Origin of the sequence: Pseudomonas putida, assembly GCA_041879295.1 — a bacterium.
In the GTDB taxonomy this organism is placed as follows: Bacteria; Pseudomonadota; Gammaproteobacteria; order Pseudomonadales; family Pseudomonadaceae; genus Aquipseudomonas; species Aquipseudomonas putida_Y.
The window spans coordinates 2395862-2413976 of record CP047152.1 but is presented as its reverse complement, the minus strand read 5'-3'; the positions used below and the strand labels follow the sequence as shown (position 1 = coordinate 2413976).

The following is an 18115-nucleotide window of genomic DNA, read 5'->3' as shown; positions in this document are numbered from 1 at the left end:
AAGGAATTCGCCATGCGCCGCCCCCTCTTCCACCGGGCCCTGATCTACCCCAGCCTGCTGTCGGGCGCCCTGGCGCTGGCCAGCAGTCACGCCATGGCTGCCACCGCCTGGGTCTCCAACGAGAAGGACAACAGCCTCAGCCTGATCGACATGCAAACGCTGGAAGTCACCGAAACCCTGCCGGTGGGCCAGCGCCCGCGTGGCTTGCTGCTGTCGCACGACAGCAAGCTGTTGTATATCTGCGCCAGCGATTCGGACCGGGTGCAGGTGATGGACGTGGCCACCCGCAAGATCATCAAGGAGCTGCCTTCCGGCAAGGACCCCGAGCAGTTCGCCCTGCACCCCAACGACCGCTGGCTGTATGTGTCCAACGAGGACGACGCGCTGGTGACCGTGATCGACACCGTCACCGACAAGGTACTCGGGCAGATCGACGTTGGCATCGAACCCGAAGGCATGGCGGTCAGCCCTGACGGCAAGTGGGCGGTCAACACCAGCGAGACCACCAACATGCTGCACTGGATCGACACCAGCACCCAGACCCTGGCCGAAAGCACGCTGGTCGACCAGCGCCCGCGCTTCGTCGAGTTCAGCAAAGACGGTTCGCACCTGTGGGCCTCGGCAGAGATCGGCGGCACGGTGACCATACTCGACGTGGCCACGCGCCAGGTGCTGAAAACCCTGAACTTCCAGATCAAGGGCGTACACCCCGACAAAGTCCAGCCAGTGGGCATCAAGCTCAGCGCCGATGGCAAGTACGCCTTTGTCGCCTTGGGCCCGGCCAACCACGTGGCGGTGGTCGATGCCAAGACCTTTGATGTGCTCGACTACCTGCTGGTCGGGCGGCGGGTCTGGCAGCTGGCATTCACCCCGGACCAGCGCCAGTTGCTGGCCACCAACGGTGTCAGCGGTGACGTTTCGGTCATTGATGCAAAGAACCTCAAAGTGCTCAAGTCGGTGAAGGTCGGGCGCTACCCCTGGGGTGTGGTGGTGACACCATGAACGCCCTCGATGTCAGTGACGTGAGCTTTGCCTATGGCCAGCGCGAGGCACTCAGGCAGGTCGGTTTCAGCCTGGCACCCGGGCGCTTCGCCGCATTGCTGGGCCCCAATGGTGCCGGCAAGTCGACCTTGATTGCCCTGCTCACTCGCCTGTACGACCTGCAGCATGGCGACATCCGCGTGTGCGGCTGCTCGCTACGCAACGCTGCACGCCCGGCCTTGCGCCAGCTGGGCGTGGTGTTTCAGCAAAGCACCCTGGACCTGGACCTGAGCGTTGAGCAAAACCTGCGCTACCACGCCGCCTTGCATGGCCTGTCGCGGCGCCAGAGCAGCCTGCGGGTCGAAGCCGAACTGGCCCGCCAAGGCCTTGGCGAACGTCGGCGCGATCGTGTGCGTGAGCTGAACATCGGCCATCGGCGGCGGGTGGAAATTGCCCGCGCGCTGCTGCATGAGCCGCGCCTGCTGCTGCTGGACGAAGCCAGCGTCGGCCTCGACCCGGCCAGCCGCCTGGCACTTAACCAGCACCTGCGCCGGTTGTGCTGCGAGCAGCAGCTCAGCGTGCTGTGGGCCACTCACCTGCTGGACGAAGTGCAGCCTAGCGATGACCTGTTGATTCTGCATCAGGGGCGCCTGGTGGCCAGTGGCACCGCCGATGCGCTGAGCCTTGAGCATGGCGGTGACCTCGATAACGCCTTTGCCCGCTTGACCAACGCCCCCTCAGGAGCCAACGCCCGATGAACGCTTACTGGCAATGTTTCAACGGCATCATGCTGCGCGAGTGGCTGCGCTTCGTGCTGCAGCGTACACGCCTGCTCAGCGCGCTGGTGCGTCCGCTGCTGTGGTTGCTGGTATTCGCTGCCGGGTTTCGCGCAGCACTGGGCATTGCCATCATCGAGCCCTACGACACCTACATCCCCTACGAGGTGTACATCATCCCCGGCCTGGCCTGCATGATTCTGCTGTTCAACGGCATGCAGGGCTCACTGTCGATGGTTTACGACCGCGAGATGGGCAGCATGCGCGTGTTGCTGACCAGCCCGCTGCCACGCCCATTCCTGCTGGGCAGCAAACTGCTGGCAACTTCGTTGATTTCCCTGCTGCAAGTCTATGCCTTCCTCGCCATCGCCTGGTTATACGGGGTACAGCCACCGGCTGCGGGCTTGCTGATGGCACTGCCAGCGTTGCTGCTGGTAGCCTTCATGCTCAGCGCCCTGGGGCTATTGCTGTCGAACGCGATTCGCCAGCTGGAGAACTTTGCCGGGGTGATGAATTTCGTGATCTTCCCGCTGTTCTTCCTGTCTTCGGCGTTGTACCCGCTGTGGAAAATGCGCGAGGCCAGTCAGTGGTTGTACTGGCTGTGTGCTGTGAACCCGTTCACCCATGCCGTAGAGCTGGTGCGGTTTGCACTTTATGAGCGATTGAACCTGCTGGCGCTGGCGGTATGCCTGGGCTTGACCGCATTGTTCACCCTGCTGGCGATACTCACCTTCAACCCCCAGCACGCGGCGCTGCGCAAACCACGCTGAGCGGCCACAAGCCGAAGGTTCATGTGGAGAGGCGCGCAGCGCCCTTTGCGCCCGGCCATCTACTACTTTAGTACCGCCTTTGCTGTCTAATCGTCGCATTCACAACGCACCGTCCCTGGCATGTAATGGGCCTATAACAAGAAGGATAAAACCATGCCACGTGCCCCGCGCCCTTTGTTGGTTGCCCTTGCGCTGAGTCTGTCGCTGGGTATCGCCCACGCCGACACCACGCCGCTGTTCTCCGCCGACGGCTATCGCACCACGCACTATCGCAGCCCGACCCCGCAACAGGTCGAAGGCGGCCAGGTCATCGACACCGCCACACTGCAAGGCCTGCTGGGCCAGACGCCCAGGCCGGTGCTGATCGACGTCTATCGCCGTCAATGGCTGCAAGGTCGCTTCATAGAAGACGAACCGCACAGTAACCTCCCCGGCAGCCTGTGGCTGGCCAACACCGGCGACGGCGCACTGAGCCCGGCATGGCAGGACTACTTCGTGCGTAACCTGCAAAAAGCCACGGCCGGTCACCCGGACCAACCGCTGGTCTTTTACTGCCGCTCCGATTGCTGGTTAAGCTGGAACGCGGTAAAACGCGCGAAAGCCTTGGGCTATAACAACCTGTATTGGTACCGCGACGGCCTGGATGCCTGGCAGCAAGCCAACCTGCCATTGCAGCCGGCACAACCGGTACCGTTCCCCTGAAACGCCTGCATATGCGTGCCCCGCTCCATCCAATAAAAACAAGGTGAAAAGGCCATGTACAAAATTCTGATTGCCGACGATCACCCCCTGTTTCGCGAAGCCATCCACAACGTCATCAGCGATGGTTTCCAGGGCAGCGAGGTCATGGAGACCGCCGACCTTGAAAGCGCCCTGGCCCTGACCCAGGCGCATGACGACCTCGACCTGATCCTGCTCGACCTGAACATGCCCGGCATGCACGGCCTCAATGGCTTGATCACCTTGCGTAACGAGGCGCCGACCACGCCGGTGGTCATCGTTTCGGCCGAGCAGGAAAAGCAGATCGTGCTGCAGGCCATTACCTATGGTGCCGTGGGCTTCATCACCAAGTCGTCGCCACGCTCACAGATGATCGAAGCGATCGAGCAGATCCTCAATGGCAATGTCTACCTGCCGCCAGACATCATCCGCGCGCAGAAAAGCAGTACCAACCGGCGCCATAACGATGCCCCGAGCTTCCCGCCGGAAATGCTCCAAGCCCTGACCCGTAAGCAACTGCTGGTGCTCGAGCGCATGACCAAAGGTGAATCGAACAAGCAGATCGCCTACACGCTGGACATCGCCGAAACCACGGTCAAGGCCCATGTTTCGGCGATCTTGCGCAAACTCAATGTGCACAACCGGGTACAAGCCATTCTCAGTGCCGGCGATATCGATTTTGCTGATTATCTGCGCCGTTGATCCCTGCCCGCCGTTTCGCGGATAAACCCGCGAAGCGGCCACCCGTTATGCCACGCCACTGGCCAGCAGATGGCTCATCGCCGTCTTGAGTTTCATCGGCCTTACGGGCTTGTGCATCAGCGTGTGACCCAGCTCGCGGATCTGCTGCTTGAGATCGTTGCTGTAGTTGGCAGTGATCATCAGCGCCGGTAGCGGCTGGGCACGGCGGGCATTGATCCGCGCTACGGCGTCGACACCATTGCAGTCGTTGTCCAGGTGGTAGTCGGCAATCAGCAGGTCGGCCTCGGCGTGGTAGTTGTCGACCTGGCGCGCCAGGTCTTCCTCCGACAGCGCAGTGACCACCCGACAGCCCCAGCCTTCCAGCAAGGTACGCATGCCCGCACAAATCGCCGCATCGTTATCCAGCACCCACACCCGCGCCCCGCGCAGGCGTTCGAGCATCGGCTCGCATATCGCCTGGCTCGGCTGGGCTTTGGGGGCGGTGGCGCTCAGCGGTACCTCGACTGCGAACACTGACCCTTTGCCCAGCCATGACCGCACGCGGATCCGGTGGCCGAGGATGCCGGCGATCTTCTCCACGATCGCCAGGCCCAGGCCCAGCCCACGGTCCTGGTCCGGGCGCTGCACATCACCACGCTTGAACTCCAGGAACATGTCTTCCAGGTGTTCTTCGGCAATGCCGATGCCGCTGTCCCATACTTCAATCCGCACGCCACCGCGCTGGCGCCGACACCCCAGCACCACGCGCCCACTGCGGGTGTAGCGAATGGCATTGCTGAGCAGGTTGCGCAGGATGCGCGCCAGCAGCTGAATGTCACTGCGCACCACGGCAGAACACCCCACAAAGTGCAGCGCCAGCCCTTCGCTACGCGCCACCTGGGCGTATTCGGCGGCCAGGTTGTCCATCAGCTCGCTGAGGGCGAACGGGGCGACATCGGCCTTGATCACGCCAGCATCGAGCTTGGAAATATCCACCAGCGTGCCCAACAGGTTTTCCACATCCTCCAGCGAATTGCTGACATTACGCACCAGGTGGGCAGCGTTTTGCGGCTCGTCGCGTTCGAGCAACGCGCTGGTGAACAACCGCGCCGCGTTCAGCGGTTGCAACAGGTCATGGCTGACCGCAGCAAGGAACTTGGTTTTCGACAGGTTGGCCTGCTCGGCCTCGCGCTTGGCCTCGCGCAGACGCGACTCGGCCTGGCTGCGCTCTTCAATTTCACGCAGTAACTGGTCGTTGAGGCTGGTCAGTTCGGCAGTGCGTTCGCGCACCCGTTGCTCCAGGTGCTGATAGGCCTGGTGTAAGGCCTGTGCGGTGTTGCGGCGCTCGGTGATGTCGCGAATCAACACGAAGATACCCACCACTTCGCCACTGGCCAGGCGGTTCGGTACGTAGGAGCGCAGCATATAGCGTTCCTGACCGTTGATATTGGTTTCGGCAAATTCAAACGTCACGCTCTCCCCCGCCAGCGCCCGTACCACGTAGCCTTCCAGGCGCTGGTAGTGCTGCTCGCTGTGGGCCGCGCGCAGGCTCTGGCCCAGCATCACGCCATGCGGCCAGCAATACCACTCTTCGTAAACCTTGTTGGTGAATTCGTAGACCAGATCGGCGTTCAGGTAGGCGATCAGCGCCGGGACGTTGTCGGTAATCAGGCGAATCTGGTGCTGGTGGGCCGTCTCGGCCCGTTGCCTGGCCTCGCTGAGCAGGCGGTTGACGGCCTTGAGCTCGGCCATGGCCTGGTTCAGCGCATCAGTGCGTTCGCGCACCTGCTCGGCCAGCACCACCGAATGCTGGAACGCGGCGTATGGGTCATTGCCCCGGGTCACACCCGACTCGATGCGCTCGATCAATGCGTCATTGATGCGCTGCAGCTTGTGGTTCTGGTGCTGCAGCCGAGTCAGCTCGGCCTGCAGTTCAGCGACCGACAGGAGGCCGGTTGCGGGCAATGGCGACCCCGGTGAAGGTCTGGTTGATGTGCATGCCATTGAACTGTTCTCCGTAGGTGTTGAAACCGATCACCCGTTGCTCGCGCAGGAACGCGCCGACCGGCTCCAGGCCGTGATGGGCCTCCAGTTCCAGCCGCCGCAGGAAACAATCACAACCGATAGTCAGCAACAACGGGCCGAGGCGCTGGTGCAGGCCATCGAACAGCTGGTGCAGGTTCGGCAACAGCGGGCCCGGAGTCATGGCCGTGAGCACGATGCCGTTCTCCACCGCGCAGTAGAAGCTCAGGCTGAGGTCAGGATGCATTTGCTGGATCGCCCGCACGTAGTACTGATCATGAATGCGCACGGCTAGCGGGTGGGCGGCGAACACCCGGTGATCGAGCGCATCCACGGGCACGCCGATGTGGCGGGCATATTCCTCGGCCGCCGGCTCGGCATTCAGTTCGAAAACCCGGCGCTGGGCGCTGTCGGCACCGGTTACCACCAGCTTTTCCTGGCGCGGCAGGATGTGATGCGTGGTGAACACTTCGAAGTCGAGCCAGGTGTTGACCAGCACCACCACGGCTGCGCCGTTGTGGAATGTACCGCCGTAATACACATGGGTGCGGTTCAGGTAGTTGTCGTCACCGGCCGAGCCGCCGAAGTGCGGGATATCCCCCAGTGCTGCGCTGAGTGCGGCAAGCACCATTTCCTCGCGGCTGGACAAGCCATCGAGCAGCGTGAGTGCAAAGCTGTGGCCCTTGATTGGCGCCAGGGTATTGCTGCGGCAGGTGCCGACCAGCCGCTCGACCATCTGCTGCGCGTCGATCAGGCTGAAGCGCTCCATCTCATCGATCAACGCGGTGGCGATCGAAAAGTGCCGGTGATCGAAGCCCACCGCCGTCACGCAATTGCGGCCGTAGCCCAGCGGGGTGATTTCACCGGCGCTGGTGCAGCCGACCAGGCGTATGCCGCCAAAATCCTGCTCCAACGCTTCGCCCAAAGCCTGCAAGTCGTATTCGGCGGAACAGAAGAACAGCACGAAACCCAAATGCGGGTGCAGCAACTGCCGCGCCAGGTCCTGGGCGGCCAGCCGTGCGTCGGTAGCCTGAGACATGGCACTGACCACACCGTCGTTATGAGCCTGTTGCATCGTGGTCTCCGGCACGGGGTGGCTGAGCGATCAGTTTAAGGAGGTGGTAGCGGGTGACGAATGCTACTTGGGTAGCGGGTGGGCGGTTCCATGGGCGTAAAAGGCCGCGTCAATCGGGGCCGCCTTGCGGCCCCGGGCGCTTACCAGGTCAATACCGCGCCCACGGCAAAGGTATCGGTGTCTTCGTTCTGCGCACTGGTGTCATGCCCGTCGATGGAAAACTGGTTGTACTCGGCCACCAGTTTCAGGTTGTCGTTGATGTCATGGAACAGCGCCACACCCCGGGTCTCGTAGTCCGCACCGCTGTCAACCGCACCATTGCCATCGTCCTTGGTCTTGCCATAGGACAGCGCCACGCGGTTCTTGCCGAACTTGTACGAGCCCTGCAGCAGGTAGCCGTCACTGTCGACATTGCGCAAAACCGGTTCGCCGGCATTGTTGGTGAAGAACGGGTTGATGCCCTTGGCCTGGAACCCCGAGCCGGTCAGCGACCAGCCGCCCATCTTTGCCTGCACCCCGTAACCCACCCCCTTGGAAGTGACCGTTTCTACCGTGGAGTCAGTATTGTCCGAGGTCTGGTAACTGCCGTTTATCCAGCTGTAGATCTGCGCCCCACCCAGGTCGAACTGGTAGGTGATCTCGCTCTCGGTGCGTGGGTTTTCCTGGTAGGCCTTTCCGGTCGGGCTGCTGTCGTTGGTGTCCACCGGGTCCATGATGCCCACCGCCACCCGCAGGCCGTCCATCACTGGCGTGCGGTAGGTGATCTGCGAGGTTGGGAACGGGTACGGGTAACCGCTGCCAATGTTGCCGAATGACACCCCGCCGCCGTCCACCAGCCCCAGGGTGTCGCTGACCTGGCCATAGCCGGCCAGCAGTTCGTCGAGCAGGATGTTGGAACGGGCGAACAGCCCGAAGTCCTTGCCGATCAGCACCTCGCCCCACTCAGGGTTGGCCACCGTGCCGTAAAACTGGCGTACGTCGATGGCGGTGTCGGTGCCGTTGGTTTCACTGTCGTTGATGGTTACCCAGAACGAGGCACGCGCGCCGAGCTTCAGGTCATCCACCTGCTTGCCCATGTTGAAGCCCAGGTAGTTGGGCAAGAAGCCCATCTTCACCCGCGACTGGCGGCGGTCAAACTGCTCGCCCTCGCGGTCGACCTCGCTGTTGACGTAGAAGGCGTTGATATAGCCATCGGTGGAAAACGTCGTCTGGTCCTTGTCGTACAGCATGATCTCGGCTTCGGCGACGCTGCTCAGGCCAAGCGCAGAAAAGCTGGCGATGGCGGCTGCGAGAAAACGAGGCGGCAGGTGCTTATTGTTGTTGTGCATGGCGCGCTCCAAACGGGGACGGGATGTCGGAGGCGATTATCAGAAGTGGGCAAATTGCCAGGAACGCTGCTTTGGCGTGGGGTGGCGAGTGCTTTGGGGCGGGAGGGTGTGGCCCGGTGATTTGGTCCCGGTACCTGCTTGGGTCTGGGTTCGAGACTTAGGACTTAGACATGAGTGGTAGGCAGGTATCAGTACCGCTGCATGAGCGGGTTAGTACGGTCAATTGCAGGCGTGGCTGTGTTGAAGATGCGCGGGGGATGGCACCGGCATTGCCGGTGTTCGCGGCTAAAGCCGCTCCTACAGGTGCCGTGCAAGACCCGAAGGTTGCGAGCGTCTGTGGGAGCGGGTTTACCCGCGAAGGATGCTACGCGGTCGCTGGCATTGCGTCCGTTCAGGAAGCCAGTGCCTGCGAACGCTGGCAAGCGGGCATTTCATAACGGTGCGGTTGCTGCCAGGCCAGCCGTGCCTGCACATCCACCACCGCGTCCTTCACCTTCTGCGCCCAGTGCTCATCCTTCGGGCACACCACCACCACGCGGAAACCGTGGTCGACACCTTCCAGGCGCACACCTTCGGAATCATCTACGTGCAGATCGATATCAAAAGCCGAAGGCAGCTTGGAGGGTGAGTTTTCCAGCCCGTTCTGGGCCAGGATGTGCTGGTGCCGATCGCTGTTGACCACGCCATCGACATGAATGCCGTAAAGCATCAGCCAGCGGCGGATGTAAGCCGGGGTACGCCCCGAGGAGGTGTAGATCCAGATGCTGCAGCCCTGGCCGCGCAGGTCGCGGATCAGCTCGCGGGTGCCGCTGCGCAGGGGCTCACCCAGCCAGCGATGGACGAAACCCGGCAGCTTGCTGTCTTCGGCAGCAGCGTGTTCGGGCAGGCAGGCCAGCGTGTCGTCGATATCGAACGAAATGCGTACCTGGCCACGCTTGAGCTTGCGTTCGATGGCTTGCCGCCCTCGTGCGAACAGGGATGAACCTTGCATCAGCGGCTCCCCTCACAGGCAGGCACGGGCGTGCCGTTCAGGAAGAACTTGCCGGGCTCAGGCGCCTTCGCTTCCAGGAACGCGGCGTACTTTTTCTTGATCTTGGGGAGTTCGTACAAAGCCTTGACACCGTGTTTGGCGGAGTTGCGTATGACCGAGGACGGGTTGAAGTAACCCTCGGCGTTGTCCAGCGACAGCACGAATGGCGGCAGCCCGGCACGCATCAACAAATAGCTGACAATAAGCGAACCCGTGCGGTTGTTGCCTTCGATGAACAGCTGCGGCTTGCTGAGGATCCGTACATACACACCCGCTGCCCGCTTCCAGATGGAATCGCTGCGGTACGCGCAGTACCAGTTGTACAAATCCTTGATGCCACCTTCCACGTTGTTGAAAAAGTGCGCTTCGGTTGCCGCAAGGTGCGGGGCGAATTCCAGACGACGGGCCGGATCGCTGCCGCATAGCACGGTGGCATTGATTTCCAGCATCAGGTTCAGCTGTTGCAGGTCGAACAGGTCGATACCGCGAGCGACATAGTCGTCAATCAGCGCATAGCCTTCAACCACATTCAGCAGCACCTCGTCGGTAAACGGGTCCCGCGGTTCGGTGAAATGCTGGCTGAGTTCGGCAAAACGGCCCTGCACCTCGCGCAGTGCGCGCTCTACCGCTGACAGATCAAGACGACGCGTCGCTCGCATTGGTAATCCCGGGTAACACTTTAACGGAAGGTAACGCGGCCGGGTGTTGCAACCTTCCTGGCTGCAACACCCGCCCACCTTGAGCTTGTATGGCTTAGCTGAACTTGCCGCTGATGTAGTCGCTGGTCAGTTGCTCACGCGGGTTCTGGAAAATCTGCGCGGTCGGGCCCATCTCGACCAGGTAGCCGGTGCGGGTGCCCTGGGAAATATCCACCGAGAAGAACGCGGTGGTGTCGGCCACACGAATCGCCTGCTGCATGTTATGGGTCACCAGGGCGATGGTGTAGTCCTTTTTCAGCTCGACCATCAGCTCCTCCACGCGGCGGGTGGCAATCGGGTCGAGTGCCGAGCAGGGCTCGTCCAGCAACAGCACTTCCGGCTCGGTGGCGATGGCACGGGCGATGCACAGGCGCTGCTGCTGGCCACCGGACAGTGACAGCCCGCTGACCTTGAGCTTGTCCTTCACTTCGTCCCACAGCGCGGCGCCTTGCAAGGCGTGCTTCACGCGATCGCCCAAGTCGCCTTTGTAGCGGTTCAGGCGCAGGCCGAAGGCCACATTGTCGAAGATGCTCATCGAGAACGGGTTGGGCTGCTGGAACACCATGCCGATATAGCGGCGTACTACAACAGGGTCGACACCCTTGCCGTAGACATCTTGCCCAAGGAAGTGCACATGGCCTTCGAAACGGAAACCCTTCACCAGGTCATTCATACGGTTCAAGCTACGCAGCACGGTACTCTTGCCGCAGCCCGAAGGGCCGATGAAACCGGTGATCTCGTTTTTCCTGATCGGCACATGGCTGTCACGCACGGCCATGAAGTTACCGTAGAAAATCTTGTCGAGCTTGCAGTCCATGACGATGGGGGCTTCGCTGACCATGGGAGCGGCTCTTTGCGCAGTGGATACGTTCAAGTTGGATGCTCCCTTTCTCAATACTTGGGCTTGCCGAAGACTCGGCTCAAAATGTTGATGACCAGCACGATCATTACCAGTACCAGCGAGGCCGCCCAGGCGAGCTCCAGCTGGTTGTCGAACGGCATGCCGGAGAAGTTGTAGATCAGTACCGCAAGCGAGGCTGTGGGGTTCATCACCGCCAGGTCGCCGTCGTGGTAGATCCAGTAGTTGCTGAACAACGCGGTGAACAGCAGTGGCGCGGTTTCGCCAGCGGCGCGAGCCACGGCCAGCATCACCCCGGTAAGGATGGCCGGCAGGCCGGTGGGCAGAACGATCTTCCAGATCACCTGGGCACGGGTGCAGCCCATGCCGTAGGCAGCATCCTTCATGATCTTGGGCACCATCTTCATCGACTCTTCGGCCGTCAGCACCACGATCGGCAGCATCAGCACCGCCAGGGCCACGCCGCCTGCCGGTGCCGAGTAGGTACCGGTGGTCATCACCACCAGGGCGTAGGCAAACACACCGGCCAGGATCGATGGCAGGCCAGTGAGCATCTTGGCGGCAAAGCGCGCAGCATTGGCCAGCTTGCTGTCGGGGCCGAGCTCGGCCAGGAACACCGCTGCCAGGATACCGACCGGCACAGCGATGGCGGCGGCAATGCCGACCATGACGAAGGTACCGGCCATGGCGTTACCGAAACCACCGCCCATCTCGAAGCCGGTCGGTGGCAGCTCGGTGAACACTTCCAGGTTAAGGCGTGCCCCGCCGCGAGTGATCAGCATGTACAGCACGGAAATCAGCGGCACGCTGGCCACCAGTGCCGCAAACCACGCCAGGGTGGTCAGTACCAGGCTGCGCAGGGCGCGGCCTTCCAGCTTGCGCTGCAGGCTGGGCAACGCGACTACAGGGGTCGTCAGGTCAGTCATTGTTTGTTACCACGCTGGGCGTAGAGCATGATCATCGAGCCGAGGACGTTCACCAGCAGGGTGATGAACATCAGTACCAGTGCGGCGTACATCAGCACTTCGACCTCGTTCGGGCCGGCTTCCGGGAAGTTCAGCGCCAACAGCGCCGCCAGGGTGTTAGCCGGTGCGAACAAGGACAGGGAAATGGTGTTGGCGTTGCCGACCAGCATGGCCAGCGCCATGGTTTCACCGAGTGCACGGCCAAGGCCCAGCACCAGCGAACCGAAGATGCCGGTCGCCGCCGAGGGCACCATCACCTTGAGGATGGCTTCCCAGTGGGTGGTACCCATACCGTAGGCAGCCTGCTTGGTTTTCATCGGTACACTGGTCAGCGCATCCTGGGAAACCGCAGCGATGGTCGGCAGGATCATGATCGCCAGTACCAGCGCCGCAGGCAGCAGGCCTGGGCCACTCAAGGAGGTGCCGAAAAACGGGATCCAGCCCAGCTCGCTGTTCAGCCAGGCGGTCAGCGGGCGAATCGCCGGGATGACCACATAGATGCCCCACAGGCCGTACACCACGCTGGGGATGGCGGCGAGCAGCTCGACGATGGTGCGAAACACCGCGGCAAGCTTGGCCGGAAGGAAATCCTGGGTCAGGAAAATGGCCATGCTGACGCCGAAGAAACCGGCGATCAACAGGGCGATCAAGGCGCTGTAAAGCGTACCCCAGATCGCTGGCAGAATACCGTACTTGCCTTGGTTAACGTCCCAGACGCTGCCGAACAACACGTCAAAACCGTGCTTTTCAATCCCAGGCAGTGCCTTGCGGCCGACTTCGTAGACCAGCGCGAAGACCAGCGCCAGCACCAGCACCACGCCAATGCGCGCAAGCGCACGAAAGGTGCGATCGACCAGAAAGTCTTTCGCAGACGGTGGCTGGCACGCGGAGTCGGGGTTATCCGGTATGGCAAAAGGAGTGTTCATTGGCGAGTTCCGGGACAAAGGACAAACACCCCCGGCACGGCTTCATGCCGATACCGGGAGCGCCTGGGTATTACTGGATGTTGGCGGACGCTTTACGCACCTGGTCGACTACCGACGGCGGCAGCGGGATGTAACCCATCGAGTCGGCGATGGTCTGGCCTTTGGTCAGGCTGTACTCGACCATTTCACGCATGGCCTTGGCTTTTTCCGGGTTGCCGTTGTCCTTGCGGAAAATCATCCAGGTATAGGAAGTGATCGGGTAGGACTTGGCACCGTCCGGGTCAGGCAGCCAGGCCACCAGGTTTTCCGGCATGTTCACCGCAGCCAGTGCTTCGGCACCGCTCTCGGCATTCGGCACGACGTATTGGCCAGCCTTGTTCTGCAACATGGCGAAGTCGACCTTGGCCAGCTTGGCGAAGCCGTACTCGATGTAGCCGATGGCGCCCGGGGTCTGGCGGACGGTGGCGGTGACGCCGTCGTTCTTCGGCGACTTGATGAACTTGTCGGTGGCCGGCCAGTTGACGGTGTTGCCTTCACCCAGCCCTTGCTTGAAGTCAGCGTTGATGGCCGACAGGTGCTTGGTGAAGACGGCAGTGGTGCCGCTGGAGTCGGCACGCACGACCACGGTGATCGGGGTGGCAGGCAGCTTCAGGTCAGGGTTGGCCGCAGCGATTTGCGGGTCGTTCCACTGGGTGATCTTGCCGAGGAAGATATTGGAGTAGACGTCGCGCGGCAGCTTCAGCCCTTTAGGGTTACCCGGCAGGTTGTAAGCCAGGACGATTTCACCGGCGGTCATTGGCAGCAACTGCACGCCTTCGCCAACCTTGGCAATGTCTGCTTCGCTCATAGCCGAGTCACTGGCGGCGAAGTCGACAGTCTTGTTCAGGAAGTCCTGAACGCCCGCACCGCTGCCCTTGGACTGGTAATCGACGGTGACGCCAGCCGTGTTCTTGCTGAAGTCCTTGAACCAGGTCAGGTAGATCGGTGCAGGGAAGCTGGCGCCCGAACCGGTCAAGCGGACGTTTTCTGCAGCAAAGGCTGCCGAGGTGGCGCAAAGGGAAACCGCAACGGCGAGTGCAGCAGACTTCATCAGGCGTTTCATCAAAAAAGTGCTCCGTGTGATGGCCAGCACACTTTGCATCAGCTGTGTTACAACTTTGTGACTGTTGAATGGCAAGCCGCGCGGTAGAGCTTTTTGCCTGTGCCATCAGCCGCTGAGCCGGGACCCTGAAACGGTTCCAGCCTCATCGCAAACGCTTGAATGTGGCGATAGACCCTGCAAAGCAGCACCAGAAACAAGAACGGGCCACAGCAGGCGATCAACCAATACTGGCGAGATCTGCATCACCGGCATCCCCACAGCGGTTGCGGCATGCACATTCGAACTCGGCTTGGGCACGGGTGGAAAAGTTCAGGCTCAGACGCATCTTGTCTTGCGTGTCATAGAGGTCGTACCCCTCCGCCAGTGCGGCAGGAAAGCCAAGCCGTCGAGGATAAGCCTCTTTCTTGGGTGGCACTGCGGGAACCACAACGAAGCGTGTCTGCATGATCATCCCCTTCGGCAGTGCTTAAGTATTAGTACTGCTATGTGAAAGCATCAAGATGACTCATGCAATATTTTGGGTCAGCCGACTATTTTCGCTGCGATGAGTGAGCAGAAGCCCAGCAGGCAAATGACCCCGATGCCATAGAACAACGTTCTCCATGGCTGCAGGCCCCGCAGATAGGCCAGCGTATGCAGGACCCTGGCAACCGTGAACACCGTACTCAGCCACAGCACCGGTTGCGTGGCTGCTTCCAACGCGACAGCCAGCCCGCCGAGGGCAAAGAATATGGGAATGTTCTCCAGATCATTGGCCCATACCTTGGCAGCACGTGTCACCTGCGGGCGTTCAACGGCCTGGGCGACGCGCCTGAACACGGCAGCGTCCTCCGGGTTGGTGAACGCGACGAAGCGCAAGCGGTGATAGCCCTGATAGCAGGAAACCAGGAACATCTTGAGGAACAGCACCACCACGCACAGCGCATAGACCTGCAGAGCACCGCTCATGGCTGGCGCCCCTCGGCAACGCCTCTGGTTACCAGGTACAGCAACGGCCCCAGCGAAACGAACATGACGGTCAGCATCAGGTAAGGCAGCACCGCGATCCCGGCTCTGCCGCGCACGCGGTTGTCTCTCATCATCCAGCAACCGGCCAGCCCGGCCATCAGGTACAGGTCGATGACCACCTGGGCGGTGTCCGGCCGCGCCAGCAGTGCCAACCCGAATGCCAGCAGCGATTGCTCGGCAATCAGCAGCGTCCAGCCGGTGTACAGCGAAAACAGCACCAGTACCGCCAGCGCGCAGATACGCAAGCCCATATGGCTCTCCTTGATAGGGTTTGCCGGCACAGTAGTGATAGGGTTGCTTGCACTCAATGACCCGTGAGGTCATGGACATTGCACTCAAGGACGATCAGGGCAACGTATGATCATCGCCCACTGCCTTTGCTCAATCCAGAAGGCTGCCCAAATTACCGGGCTACTTGAAACCTTCCCTAGGCACTGTATGAAAAGTAATGTCGTAGACACCGCCGCCAGCAAGCCAGCGAGACCATCGCAGCGAAGCTTTCCGCCAGCTTGCAATAGCGTGTACCCAGACGGCGGTGCTCCTTCAATCAACCCAATAGACGTTCGATAGAATTGCGTTGCCGATACTTGGGCCTGTCAAACAGCCGCGGCAAACCCGGCTTCGGCATACGTTTCATGTCACGTAGCGGAATCACCGGTTGCATCCGATAGCGGTCGCAGCATTGCCGCAAGGATTCTGCGTCATACCCTTTGTCGGCCAAGAGCAAACGGCAACGATTGTGTGGCCGGCCTCGACTCGAAGGGATGTGGACACCGTCCAGCAGTCGTTGAGCATGGGAGATGTCGCTGGCGTTTCCGCCTGAGAGCGTGAAGTGGAGTGGGATGCCACGAGCGTCACTGACCATGTGAATTTTCGTCGCCAACCCGCCCCGGCTTCGTCCAAGTGCGTGGTCCGTTGGTTCTTCGCCCCCCTTTTTTGCCTGCGCCTGAAGAGGCACGGGTGGCTCTCACGGCGGTTGAGTCGATGCACCAAGTGTTCAAGTCAATCAGGCCCTGCGCATTGAGCTTGAGGTGTAACCGCGTGAGCATCTTGTTGAAAATTCCTTGATTTCGCCAGTCTCGAAATCGTTGATAGACCGTCGACCAAGGCCCGAATCGTTCTGGCATGTCCCGCCAGGTTGCACCGGAGCACAGCACCCATAAAACGCCGTTGAGCATCAAGCGATCATCGACTCTTGGGCGTCCTGTACGTCGATGTGCGGTGAAGAGGTCCGCGACTATTTCCCATTCTGCATCGGAAAGTTCGTATCGCTTGGACATGGCAGAATCCTTCGCCTAAAAAGCGAGAAATCTACGGAAAATCGGCTTCCAGAGACTCCAGTGAGGTTTCAAAGGTCTTCATACAGAACCTAAGCTTACACAAGGTTCCACTGCCCCTCAAAATGGCGCCTCGTTAGGCCTAAGAAGCACTACAGAATCTCTTATACCTGACCGGACTGCAATTAAATGATATGCAGGCTCCCTGATGACAATTTCTAAATTTCTACGCATCTCTGCGACGCCCTCACGCACTCTAATCGAATAGTCTCGCCCTAATTTGAGGCGACTGGCGTATTTGATATAAACTCCGTATAACTCTGGTGTTTTCCCGCGCATCCAAAGACTTCGAGCGTACATAAAAGGGTGGTACGGATCAGGAGCAAGATAGAATCCCTTTCCAAACAGTTGAGCATGGCTGGAACCTTGAAACGCTGGATCAAGCCCTGACATCAAGCTGGGGCCATGCTCCTTCGAACTTCCGTGAGCTCCAAGATAATCCCAGTCACTGATGTCCTCCACACCAGGCGCACTAGAAGCAAGCGACGGTGCGGAGGCAGACCTCGCTCTCGTTTCTCGGGTATATATTTTGGTCTGGCTTGTAGTAACCGCGTTGAATAACCGACCCGCCCCTTTCGCTTCCTTAATGAAGCCAGCTTTTAGGCCAGCCCACCTGAAGAATCGAGATAAAAATGTTGGCACTGGAAAACGCCCGCTCGGGTCTCGTAAATTTATTGGATCCCCAAGGCAATAACAATAAGAATTAGTCCCACCCCGCCCGAACGGACTCATACTGTCTGGGGAGTTGAAACGCATTAAGACAGGATTGAGCCCTCGATGGCCATTACCCAACAGATAGTGCCCAGTTACTGGATCTTCTCGCTCGCCATTAAATGCAATTAACTGTGAACATCCCGAGCAGTATCCATAAGGTGTATAGCTGAGAGCCCGCCACAACTGGCATTGACTTTCATCCATGCTATTTTTAATTTTTCGTGCCATCAGCGTGCACCTCAAAGCTGCCTTTAGCACGACTGTCTCATAACAAGCCTGAAACCACTACTGGCATAAATACCAGTTTTCATGCTGACAAACTCCTGCTATGCGTGTAACGCTTATATAGCCAACGGAGGAAGAAGAGGACAGGATCAGGAGCACCAAGCACCATGATCTATTCGGTGGACCGTTATCTGGTAGAAATCCGAGCCCCATTGAAATCTACCCATTAAATCCAGCATCATTTCAGAAGTCCCCTAGTAGCAGATCTATCAGTTTCTCCTGAGCGACACCCAGGTGGAGATCAACAAACATCATTTTGAAAAATTGTGCTTATTTGTTGAACAAGACGGGGGTCCGTCGGAAATTCATACCTGCAATGATAGCGCTGAAGATAAGTATTCCGATCGCGGAAAACATGACCCAGCGAACAACCTGCTTCCAATCGCCAGACCTCCAACAAAGAGGCGTTGGCGCCCCACCCTGTCACCGAGGATGCCCGCACCCAATAGCAAGCCAGCGACGATCGATGGATACATGTTGACGATCAAAAACTTGTCGGTAGTGGATGTATCGAGATGCATGGGTGAGGGTCAGAAGCGCGATCTAGAGAACGGCCATACCGATCGCGACCAACAGCAGCGCAAAAGACAGCACGAATAGTACTAGCCAGCGCCGAGGGTTGTTAGCCAGGAAGTTCTCCTTGCCACCAACACCCGACATCCATGTCGTCATTTCCTCAAGCACATCCAAGGCTAGCTGAGTAGTATCCCATTGCAAAAAACAACGAGACAATCTGTTAATTCATGTTGCACAGCATCAGGAAATCCCGCAGAAGGCGAGTTTGATCGAAAAAACAGCTGAGGGAAACGCCTCTCTTCAAACAGTTATTCAAGCGACA

The 18115-nt window shown here is 59.9% G+C and carries 18 protein-coding genes and 1 pseudogene; 5 read left to right on the top strand and 14 right to left on the bottom strand.

All coding sequences use genetic code 11. The features are described 5' to 3' along the window. Nucleotides 1-12 precede the first annotated feature (12 nt). The 5 genes from GST84_10855 (at nt 13) to GST84_10835 (ending at nt 3949) form a co-directional block, all read left to right on the top strand. Nucleotides 13-1002, top strand: a complete 990-nt coding sequence (locus GST84_10855; protein XGB12842.1) for a PQQ-dependent catabolism-associated beta-propeller protein — start codon at nt 13-15, stop codon at nt 1000-1002. Then, nucleotides 999-1739 carry an ATP-binding cassette domain-containing protein gene (locus tag GST84_10850; protein XGB12841.1) on the top strand — a complete coding sequence of 247 codons (741 nt, stop codon included), beginning with the start codon at nt 999-1001 and terminating at the stop codon, nt 1737-1739. The genes GST84_10855 and GST84_10850 overlap by 4 nt, the downstream gene beginning before the upstream one ends. Next, complete coding sequence (locus GST84_10845) at nt 1736-2527, top strand: ABC transporter permease (GenBank protein XGB12840.1); 792 nt, start codon at nt 1736-1738, stop codon at nt 2525-2527. The genes GST84_10850 and GST84_10845 overlap by 4 nt, the downstream gene beginning before the upstream one ends. 153 nt (nt 2528-2680) lie before the next feature. Then, the gene (locus GST84_10840) at nt 2681-3229 is read left to right on the top strand and encodes a PQQ-dependent catabolism-associated CXXCW motif protein (protein ID XGB12839.1); all 549 of its coding nucleotides are present in this window, start codon (nt 2681-2683) and stop codon (nt 3227-3229) included. A 54-nt stretch (nt 3230-3283) separates the two neighbouring features. Next, complete coding sequence (locus GST84_10835) at nt 3284-3949, top strand: response regulator (GenBank protein ID XGB12838.1); 666 nt, start codon at nt 3284-3286, stop codon at nt 3947-3949. 45 nt (nt 3950-3994) lie between these two features. Here the strand turns inward: GST84_10835 and GST84_10830 are convergent, their stop codons facing one another. The 14 genes and pseudogenes from GST84_10830 to GST84_10765 form a co-directional block, all read right to left on the bottom strand. Then, on the bottom strand, nt 3995-5893 hold the full coding sequence (locus GST84_10830; GenBank protein XGB12837.1) for a PAS domain-containing protein: 1899 nt from the start codon (nt 5891-5893) through the stop codon (nt 3995-3997). After that, nucleotides 5862-7025, bottom strand: coding sequence for a GfdT protein (locus GST84_10825; GenBank protein XGB12836.1), 1164 nt, complete (start codon nt 7023-7025; stop codon nt 5862-5864). Before GST84_10825 ends, GST84_10830 begins: the two co-directional genes overlap by 32 nt. Nucleotides 7026-7165: 140 nt before the next feature. After that, the gene (locus GST84_10820; GenBank protein ID XGB12835.1) at nt 7166-8353 is read right to left on the bottom strand and encodes a porin; all 1188 of its coding nucleotides are present in this window, start codon (nt 8351-8353) and stop codon (nt 7166-7168) included. 391 nt (nt 8354-8744) lie between these two features. After that, nucleotides 8745-9344, bottom strand: coding sequence for a hypothetical protein (locus GST84_10815; GenBank protein XGB12834.1), 600 nt, complete (start codon nt 9342-9344; stop codon nt 8745-8747). Continuing rightward, complete coding sequence (locus GST84_10810) at nt 9344-10042, bottom strand: hypothetical protein (GenBank protein ID XGB12833.1); 699 nt, start codon at nt 10040-10042, stop codon at nt 9344-9346. Before GST84_10810 ends, GST84_10815 begins: the two co-directional genes overlap by 1 nt. A 94-nt stretch (nt 10043-10136) precedes the next feature. Further along, nucleotides 10137-10955 (bottom strand): phosphate ABC transporter ATP-binding protein, encoded by an 819-nt coding sequence (locus GST84_10805; protein ID XGB12832.1) that lies wholly within the window; start codon nt 10953-10955, stop codon nt 10137-10139. A 17-nt stretch (nt 10956-10972) separates the two neighbouring features. Further along, nucleotides 10973-11866, bottom strand: a complete 894-nt coding sequence (gene pstA / locus GST84_10800; GenBank protein XGB12831.1) for a phosphate ABC transporter permease PstA — start codon at nt 11864-11866, stop codon at nt 10973-10975. After that, nucleotides 11863-12831: a phosphate ABC transporter permease subunit PstC gene (gene pstC, locus GST84_10795; GenBank protein ID XGB12830.1), complete on the bottom strand. Its 969-nt coding sequence runs from the start codon at nt 12829-12831 to the stop codon at nt 11863-11865. The genes pstA and pstC overlap by 4 nt, the downstream gene beginning before the upstream one ends. A gap of 70 nt (nt 12832-12901) precedes the next feature. After that, nucleotides 12902-13933 (bottom strand): phosphate ABC transporter substrate-binding protein PstS, encoded by a 1032-nt coding sequence (gene pstS, locus GST84_10790; GenBank protein XGB12829.1) that lies wholly within the window; start codon nt 13931-13933, stop codon nt 12902-12904. Between the two features lie 217 nt (nt 13934-14150). Beyond that, nucleotides 14151-14384, bottom strand: a complete 234-nt coding sequence (locus tag GST84_10785) for a hypothetical protein (protein XGB12828.1) — start codon at nt 14382-14384, stop codon at nt 14151-14153. A 71-nt stretch (nt 14385-14455) separates the two neighbouring features. Then, nucleotides 14456-14881 carry an MAPEG family protein gene (locus GST84_10780; protein ID XGB12827.1) on the bottom strand — a complete coding sequence of 142 codons (426 nt, stop codon included), beginning with the start codon at nt 14879-14881 and terminating at the stop codon, nt 14456-14458. Continuing rightward, entirely contained in the window at nt 14878-15192 is a 315-nt protein-coding gene (locus GST84_10775; protein XGB12826.1) for a DUF2834 domain-containing protein, read from the bottom strand. The genes GST84_10780 and GST84_10775 overlap by 4 nt, the downstream gene beginning before the upstream one ends. A 176-nt stretch (nt 15193-15368) precedes the next feature. After that, nucleotides 15369-16221 (bottom strand): annotated as a pseudogene (locus tag GST84_10770) (IS5 family transposase). A gap of 117 nt (nt 16222-16338) precedes the next feature. After that, nucleotides 16339-17220: a hypothetical protein gene (locus tag GST84_10765; protein XGB12825.1), complete on the bottom strand. Its 882-nt coding sequence runs from the start codon at nt 17218-17220 to the stop codon at nt 16339-16341. Nucleotides 17221-18115 lie beyond the last annotated feature (895 nt).

Excerpts from the sequence above, each read along its gene's own strand:
- GST84_10855 (XGB12842.1), top strand. The coding sequence starts at position 13 with ATGCGCCGCCCCCTCTTCCACCGGGCCCTGATCTACCCCAGCCTGCTG.
- GST84_10850 (XGB12841.1), top strand. The coding sequence starts at position 999 with ATGAACGCCCTCGATGTCAGTGACGTGAGCTTTGCCTATGGCCAGCGC.
- GST84_10845 (XGB12840.1), top strand. The coding sequence starts at position 1,736 with ATGAACGCTTACTGGCAATGTTTCAACGGCATCATGCTGCGCGAGTGG.
- GST84_10840 (XGB12839.1), top strand. The coding sequence starts at position 2,681 with ATGCCACGTGCCCCGCGCCCTTTGTTGGTTGCCCTTGCGCTGAGTCTG.
- GST84_10835 (XGB12838.1), top strand. The coding sequence starts at position 3,284 with ATGTACAAAATTCTGATTGCCGACGATCACCCCCTGTTTCGCGAAGCC.
- GST84_10825 (XGB12836.1), bottom strand. The coding sequence starts at position 7,025 with ATGCAACAGGCTCATAACGACGGTGTGGTCAGTGCCATGTCTCAGGCT.
- GST84_10820 (XGB12835.1), bottom strand. The coding sequence starts at position 8,353 with ATGCACAACAACAATAAGCACCTGCCGCCTCGTTTTCTCGCAGCCGCC.
- GST84_10815 (XGB12834.1), bottom strand. The coding sequence starts at position 9,344 with ATGCAAGGTTCATCCCTGTTCGCACGAGGGCGGCAAGCCATCGAACGC.
- GST84_10810 (XGB12833.1), bottom strand. The coding sequence starts at position 10,042 with ATGCGAGCGACGCGTCGTCTTGATCTGTCAGCGGTAGAGCGCGCACTG.
- pstA (XGB12831.1), bottom strand. The coding sequence starts at position 11,866 with ATGACTGACCTGACGACCCCTGTAGTCGCGTTGCCCAGCCTGCAGCGC.
- pstC (XGB12830.1), bottom strand. The coding sequence starts at position 12,831 with ATGAACACTCCTTTTGCCATACCGGATAACCCCGACTCCGCGTGCCAG.
- pstS (XGB12829.1), bottom strand. The coding sequence starts at position 13,933 with ATGAAACGCCTGATGAAGTCTGCTGCACTCGCCGTTGCGGTTTCCCTT.
- GST84_10785 (XGB12828.1), bottom strand. The coding sequence starts at position 14,384 with ATGATCATGCAGACACGCTTCGTTGTGGTTCCCGCAGTGCCACCCAAG.
- GST84_10780 (XGB12827.1), bottom strand. The coding sequence starts at position 14,881 with ATGAGCGGTGCTCTGCAGGTCTATGCGCTGTGCGTGGTGGTGCTGTTC.
- GST84_10775 (XGB12826.1), bottom strand. The coding sequence starts at position 15,192 with ATGGGCTTGCGTATCTGCGCGCTGGCGGTACTGGTGCTGTTTTCGCTG.
- GST84_10765 (XGB12825.1), bottom strand. The coding sequence starts at position 17,220 with ATGGCACGAAAAATTAAAAATAGCATGGATGAAAGTCAATGCCAGTTG.